Origin of the sequence: Morganella sp. HSTU-ASny43 (assembly GCF_022819185.1) — a bacterium.
In the GTDB taxonomy this organism is placed as follows: domain Bacteria; phylum Pseudomonadota; class Gammaproteobacteria; order Enterobacterales; family Enterobacteriaceae; genus Morganella; species Morganella morganii.
This window is the reverse complement of record NZ_WSPG01000014.1, coordinates 86,325-92,603: the sequence shown is the minus strand read 5'-3', so window position 1 is coordinate 92,603 and position 6,279 is coordinate 86,325. Positions and strand designations below refer to the sequence as shown.

Annotated in this window: 7 protein-coding genes; 5 read left to right on the top strand and 2 right to left on the bottom strand. The window is 51.3% G+C overall.

Annotation, left to right across the window (positions count from 1 at the left end; all coding sequences use genetic code 11):
* Positions 1 to 440: 440 nt before the first annotated feature.
* On the top strand, positions 441 to 827 hold the full coding sequence (locus GN208_RS09615) for a DNA-binding protein (RefSeq protein ID WP_004241382.1): 387 nt from the start codon (positions 441 to 443) through the stop codon (positions 825 to 827).
* Positions 828 to 868: 41 nt separating this feature from the next.
* Here GN208_RS09615 and ispB read toward each other — a convergent pair whose 3' ends face one another.
* Positions 869 to 1,840 (bottom strand): octaprenyl diphosphate synthase, encoded by a 972-nt coding sequence (ispB, locus tag GN208_RS09610; RefSeq protein ID WP_004234531.1) that lies wholly within the window; start codon positions 1,838 to 1,840, stop codon positions 869 to 871.
* Between the two features lie 262 nt (positions 1,841 to 2,102).
* On the opposite strand from ispB, the gene rplU reads away from it, so the two are divergent.
* The 3 genes from rplU to cgtA all read left to right on the top strand — a co-directional run bounded on the left by rplU (position 2,103) and on the right by cgtA (position 3,987).
* Entirely contained in the window at positions 2,103 to 2,411 is a 309-nt protein-coding gene (rplU, locus tag GN208_RS09605) for a 50S ribosomal protein L21 (protein ID WP_004241383.1), read from the top strand.
* A gap of 20 nt (positions 2,412 to 2,431) precedes the next feature.
* Complete coding sequence (gene rpmA, locus GN208_RS09600; protein ID WP_004241388.1) at positions 2,432 to 2,689, top strand: 50S ribosomal protein L27; 258 nt, start codon at positions 2,432 to 2,434, stop codon at positions 2,687 to 2,689.
* A gap of 128 nt (positions 2,690 to 2,817) precedes the next feature.
* Positions 2,818 to 3,987, top strand: a complete 1,170-nt coding sequence (gene cgtA, locus GN208_RS09595) for an Obg family GTPase CgtA (RefSeq protein ID WP_004234535.1) — start codon at positions 2,818 to 2,820, stop codon at positions 3,985 to 3,987.
* A gap of 73 nt (positions 3,988 to 4,060) precedes the next feature.
* On the opposite strand, the gene dacB is transcribed toward cgtA, so the two are convergent.
* A complete protein-coding gene (gene dacB, locus GN208_RS09590) occupies positions 4,061 to 5,473 on the bottom strand; it encodes a serine-type D-Ala-D-Ala carboxypeptidase (RefSeq protein WP_170927037.1) in 1,413 nt (470 codons plus the stop codon).
* 328 nt (positions 5,474 to 5,801) lie between these two features.
* Here dacB and greA point away from each other — a divergent pair, with 328 nt between their 5' ends.
* Positions 5,802 to 6,278: a transcription elongation factor GreA gene (gene greA / locus GN208_RS09585; protein WP_015422313.1), complete on the top strand. Its 477-nt coding sequence runs from the start codon at positions 5,802 to 5,804 to the stop codon at positions 6,276 to 6,278.
* Position 6,279 lies beyond the last annotated feature (1 nt).

Below are 6,279 nucleotides of genomic sequence, written 5' to 3'. Positions count from 1 at the left end.
CAGATGTTTATAAGAGACATCTGTTACAGAATTAAGAAACAGAATGAAAATGGGCAGGTAACACAAAGGAATGAATGAAGTAAGCATATTTACTTACTTAACATAAGGAGTTTGTTGATGAAACAAAAGCGGTTTTTACCTGTTATCAGGCGTGATACGCCAGCAGCAGCACTGAGTCGGATCTCATTTTCTGCCCGGTGGTCATTGTAGTCAGTGTTTACCGTTATTGTAATAAAATATGCCGATTATTCACAAAAAGATGATGTTTTATCCTTGCGTTTGTAAAATATTCTCGTGAAAATCGGAATGAATCCGGAAGCTGTTGAAAAATTCAGTGTAGCTAAAGCATTTGTCATTTTTAGGAAAGTGCCCGGCAAATTCACGCAGTTTAAGCACGGAAATTGCCGATTTTTTGCTGAAAATGGGTTGCAGGAGAAAAGATGAAAAAAGAATGGTATTCCGCGAAGGAATTGGTTGGTTTGGCGGGCTTGCCATCATCTCCTCAAGGTGTCAACCTGATGGCGAGACGGGAAGGCTGGCATCAGCGGCGCAAGCGCGGCGTGCAGGGAAAAGCAGTCGAATACAGTATCGATAGTCTGCCGGATGAAGTTCAGGCGATCCTGCATGCATGTGATAACAGCGCGAGCTATCAGGCGAAACGGCAGGATGCGTTTCTGATCTGGGTGGAAGCCTATTATCAGCTGACCAGAGAGGAACGGGAGAAAATTGTCACGTTCATTCTGCGGGAAGGGCTGGCTAAACTGATCCAGCATCTTGATGCACAGGAGCTTCCGGGCAGCCGGGAGCCGGACGAAAAACCGGAATAAAAAAACGGGATCTGTGAAGATCCCGTTTTCTCATGCAATGATCAGGCTGAGCGGCGGACTGCGATATGGGCCAGGCCGGCCAGTGCATCTTTGTACTGTGAGTCCGGCAGTGCGGACAGGGCTGCGATAGCTTTGTCCGCTTCTTCTTCGGCGCGGGCATAGGTGTAAGCCAGAGATCCGCAGCGCTTCATGGTTGCAAGAACCTGCTCCAGCAGGTGACGTCCGTTACCCTGTTCAATCGCCTGACGGATCAGCGCGGATTCTTCCGCATTACCGTTGTGCATGGCGTGGAGCAGCGGGAGCGTCGGTTTGCCTTCGTCGAGATCATCCCCGGTATTTTTGCCGAGTGTCGCGTTATCCGCATCATAATCCAGAACATCATCGATCAGCTGAAACGCGGTACCGAGAAAGCGGCCGTAATCCTGAAGGGCCTTTTCCTGTTCCGGTGTGGCACCGGCCAGAATTGCCGCAGATTGTGAGGCAGCCTCAAACAGGCGGGCAGTTTTGCTGTAGATAACCTGCATGTAATCCGCTTCGCTGATATCCGGATCGTTGCAGTTCATCAGCTGCAGCACTTCTCCTTCCGCGATCACGTTTGTCGCTTCTGACATCAGTTTCAGCACACGCATGGAATCCAGATCCGTCATCATCTGAAAGGATCGTGTGTAGATAAAATCCCCGACCAGCACACTGGCGGCATTGCCGAACACTTCGTTGGCTGTCTGTTTGCCGCGGCGCATGTCGGATTCATCCACCACATCGTCGTGCAGCAGGGTGGCGGTATGAATAAATTCGATCAGAGCCGCCACCTGAATATGTTTGTCGCCGTCATAGCCCAGAGCCCGGCCGGTCAGTACAGCGATCATCGGGCGGATCCGTTTCCCGCCGCCGCTGATAATGTAGTAACCCAGCTGGTTGATAAGCGATACGTCCGAGGTCAGCTGTTTTTGAATCTTTTGATTGACTGCGGTCATATCATCCGCAGTCAGCGCGATTATTTGTTCTGAGTTCATATGACTTGCTTTAACCTTGTTTTTGACATCCCGATCAAAGGTAATGGTTTATGATAGCAGCGTTTTTTTATATTTTATGATTGTACTGTAAAAAAGCTGCAAATAAACGGCTATCTGTAAAGTGACGTTTTTTTACCATTAGATCGTTTTCAGCACTTGTCATTTGCAGCGTTTTTGCGTAAAATCCGCGCCCTATTGTGAATAATTTTATAGTGCACTCTGAGAATCAAATTTTATGGGGTGTGCGGAAAGCGGAGTTAATATGTACGCGGTTTTCCAAAGTGGTGGTAAACAACACCGGGTCAGCGAAGGTCAAATCGTTCGCTTGGAAAAGCTGGACATCGCAACAGGTGAAACTGTTGAGTTTGACCAGGTTCTGATGGTTGCAAATGGTGAAGACATCAAGATCGGCGCTCCAGTCGTTGAAGGTGTTAAAATTAAAGCTGAAGTGGTTACACACGGTCGCGGCGATAAAATTAAAATCGTTAAGTTCCGTCGTCGTAAACACAGCCGGAAACAGCAGGGCCACCGTCAGTGGTTCACTGATGTTAAAATTACCGGTATCGCTTAAGTTAATAGGAGAGCAGATCAATGGCACACAAAAAGGCTGGCGGCTCGACTCGAAACGGTCGCGATTCTGAAGCAAAACGTCTGGGTGTAAAACGTTTCGGTGGTGAAGCTGTATTAGCAGGCAGCATCATCGTTCGTCAGCGTGGTACTAAATTCCACGCAGGCAGCAACGTAGGTTGCGGTCGCGACCACACTCTGTTCGCGTTAGCTGACGGAAAAGTCAAATTCGAAGTTAAAGGCCCGAAAAACCGTAAATTCATCAGCATCGAAGCTGAATAAGTTTTTCACGTCTTAACCGAGTCCGAAAGCCCTGCAAACCTTTTGCAGGGCTTTTTATATGCGTAAAACGTCATCCCGGGTCATACTGAACCGGTAGTCCGGACACGGCAACGTTACGGAGAAAAGTAATGAAATTTGTAGATGAAGCTAAAATCCTGGTTGTGGCAGGAGATGGCGGCAACGGATGCGTGAGCTTCCGTCGCGAAAAATATATTCCGAAAGGCGGACCAGACGGCGGAGACGGCGGCGATGGCGGTGATGTATACCTCCAGGCCGATGAAAACCTCAATACCCTGATTGATTACCGTTTTGAAAAATCATTCCGCGCTGAGCGGGGTCAAAACGGCCAGAGTCGTGACTGTACCGGTAAACGGGGCAACGATATCACGATTAACGTGCCTGTAGGCACCCGTGTGCGCGATATGACCACCAATGAGGTACTGGCGGACATGTTGCAGCACGGACAGCGTCACATGGTTGCCAAGGGCGGATTTCACGGCCTGGGTAACGCACGCTTTAAATCATCCGTTAACCGTGCACCGCGTCAGCGCACCATGGGTACCCCGGGCGAAACCCGCGAACTCATGATGGAACTGATGCTGCTGGCTGACGTCGGGATGCTGGGGATGCCGAATGCCGGTAAATCCACCTTTATCCGTTCTGTCTCTGCGGCAAAACCAAAAGTGGCGGACTATCCGTTCACCACACTGGTACCGAGCCTGGGTGTGGTGCGGATGGATAACTCACAGAGCTTCGTGGTCGCGGATATCCCGGGACTGATCGAAGGCGCATCTGACGGTGCCGGTCTGGGGATCCGTTTCCTGAAACATCTGGAACGCTGCCGCGTGCTGCTGCACCTGATCGACATCTGCCCGGTGGATGAAAGTGATCCGGTGGAAAATGCGAAGATCATTGTCGGCGAACTGGAAAAATACAGTGAGAAGCTGGCAGAGAAGCCGCGCTGGCTGGTCTTCAACAAAGTCGATCTGATTGATCCTGAAGAAGCGAAAGCCCGTTCTCAGGCGATCGCGGATGCACTCGGCTGGGAAGATAAATTCTATATGATCTCTGCGGTTAATCACGAAGGCGTGAAAGCACTGTGCTGGGATCTGATGGAATTCCTCAACACCCATGCCCGCGAAGCAGTGGCCGAAGTACCGGCTGCGGACGCGAAAGTGGACTTTATGTGGGACGATTACCACAAAGAGCAGCTTGAGCAGGCAGAAGACGATGATGACTGGGACGACGACTGGGATGAAGACGACGAAGAAGGTGTCGAGTTCATCTGGCAGAAATAATCGTCAGAATCCTGAGCAAAGAAAAACCCGGTGAATACGCCGGGTTTTTTATTGCCGTTAGTTTTTCAGCAACTCAGTAATTACGGTATAAATCTTTATATAAATGCCCTTCAAAGCGGACCAGCGGCACACGGCGGCTGCGCTGCTCGGCAGGCGGGACGGCATAAGCGGAAATAAACTGCACGAACGCAATGCGCTGTCCGCTGGCGGTGGTGAGGAATCCGGCCAGGTTATACACGCCCTGTAATGAACCGGTTTTGGCGGAGAGCTTGCCGTTAACGCCCGCTTCTGTCAGACCGCCGCGGTATTGCAGTGTGCCGTCATAGCCGGAGAGCGGCAGCATTTTGATAAACTGCAGCTGATCATCATGTTTGGCTATAAATTGCAGCACTTCCATCATGGTTGCCGGGGTGATCAGATTGTGACGGGACAATCCGGAGCCATCCACCATTACGGTATTGCCCATATCAATACCGGCTTTTTCTTTCAGTACCTGACGGACGGCCTGCTGGCCGGAACGCCAGGTGCCCGGCACGCCGTAATAGCTGCGGCCGATGGTGCGGAAAACTTCATCGGCAATCATATTGTCGGATTTTTTCAGCATTTTGGTCAGCAGAGCATGCAGCGGAGCGGATTGTGTTTGTATCAGTACGGTGCCCGGCTGTTCCGGGTGGGTCTGACGGCGGACATTGCCGCTCAGGGTGATCCCTGCATGGATCAGTTCATTTTTGACGATCGCCCCGGCGTAGCTTGCGCCGTTCTGGACACCGAATGCCAGCGGCAGCGGTTCGCTGCGCTGATTCATACAGCCGGTGATGGTATAGCGGTTCAGTTCACCCGGCACCACATCCAGCTCACAGAAACGCCCTTCGGCAGAGCCGCGTTCGAGGGTTTTGACCTCACTGAACATATTGACCGGATAATACTCCGAGGTGCGGATATAGGCGGTATCGCCGGGTTTTTCCCCCGGGTACAGCGTCACTGAAAAGCAGTTACGGTCGATGATTGCAGCACCCGGCGGGGCACTGAAGCACTGGGTTAAATCATTCCACACCCAGCCCGGCGCTTTGTCATGACTGGCAAAGGCAGAGATATCGATCACCAGATCACCGTCGATGGCCTGTACCCCGGCTTTACGCAGTTCATTGACCATATTGCGGATCTGCTGGCGGGTGAGGGTCGGATCACCGGTAAAACGGGTGATTAAATCCCCTTTCAGGGTAGTGCCCTCAACATGTCCTTTGGTTTCCAGACTGGTGGTAAAACGGAAATCCGGCCCCAGCTGTAACAGGGCGGCAAGTGCCGTCACCACTTTCTGGGTACTGGCGGGCAGCGCCATCTGCTGCCCCTGATATTCCACGATTGGCTGAGAATCGCCCACCCGCTGCGCAATCATCGCCAGGTTTGTACCGGCGGGCAGATATTGGGTATATTGTTCGACCGGGGTGGCTGCTGCACCTGCAGCCAGTAATACTGACAATCCCATCGCATATGCGAGCCGGGTAAAAACATTCATTGAGCGACCTATCCATCACAATCGGGGGTGAGAGCCCGTTATACTAAAGCCACGGACCGGTAAAAGTAAACGATGACCCGCATTGCGCTCCGGGATAGAATACCGGGACAGGATCTCAGTTCAGCCCGCGCGGATAACGCGTCAACCGCGCTGACAGCATCCGCAGTGCGATGGCCGTATCAGCGCAGATTTACACGGTTTTACTTAATAGTAGTGTGCCACACATGGCGCATAAGGTACTGTTATCGTTTAATCAGGATGATATGACTATTACTTAGGAATGATTCAGAGGTAGAGAATGAAACAAATCCCTATGACGGTACGCGGCGCAGACCAACTGCGTGAAGAATTAGAATTTCTCAAAAATGAGCGCCGTCCGAAAATTATCGCTGATATCGCGGAAGCCCGCGAGCACGGCGATCTGAAAGAAAACGCAGAATATCACGCCGCCCGTGAGCAGCAGGGTTTCTGTGAAGGCCGTATTCAGGAGATCGAAGCCAAGCTCTCCAATGCGCAGGTGATTGATGTCACCAAAATGACCAACAATGGCCGGATTATTTTCGGTGCGACTGTTACCGTTTTTAACGTCGCAACGGATGAAGAGCAGACTTACCGCATCGTGGGTGATGATGAGGCTGATATCAAATCAAACCTGCTGTCAGTGAACTCTCCGATTGCCCGCGGCCTTATCGGTAAAGAGGTTGACGACGTGGTTGTCATCCAGACACCGGGCGGTGAAGTTGAGTATGAAGTCATCAATGTGGAATACCTGTAAG

Excerpts from the sequence above, each read along its gene's own strand:
- GN208_RS09615 (WP_004241382.1), top strand. The coding sequence starts at position 441 with ATGAAAAAAGAATGGTATTCCGCGAAGGAATTGGTTGGTTTGGCGGGC.
- ispB (WP_004234531.1), bottom strand. The coding sequence starts at position 1,840 with ATGAACTCAGAACAAATAATCGCGCTGACTGCGGATGATATGACCGCA.
- rplU (WP_004241383.1), top strand. The coding sequence starts at position 2,103 with ATGTACGCGGTTTTCCAAAGTGGTGGTAAACAACACCGGGTCAGCGAA.
- rpmA (WP_004241388.1), top strand. The coding sequence starts at position 2,432 with ATGGCACACAAAAAGGCTGGCGGCTCGACTCGAAACGGTCGCGATTCT.
- cgtA (WP_004234535.1), top strand. The coding sequence starts at position 2,818 with ATGAAATTTGTAGATGAAGCTAAAATCCTGGTTGTGGCAGGAGATGGC.
- dacB (WP_170927037.1), bottom strand. The coding sequence starts at position 5,473 with ATGGGATTGTCAGTATTACTGGCTGCAGGTGCAGCAGCCACCCCGGTC.
- greA (WP_015422313.1), top strand. The coding sequence starts at position 5,802 with ATGAAACAAATCCCTATGACGGTACGCGGCGCAGACCAACTGCGTGAA.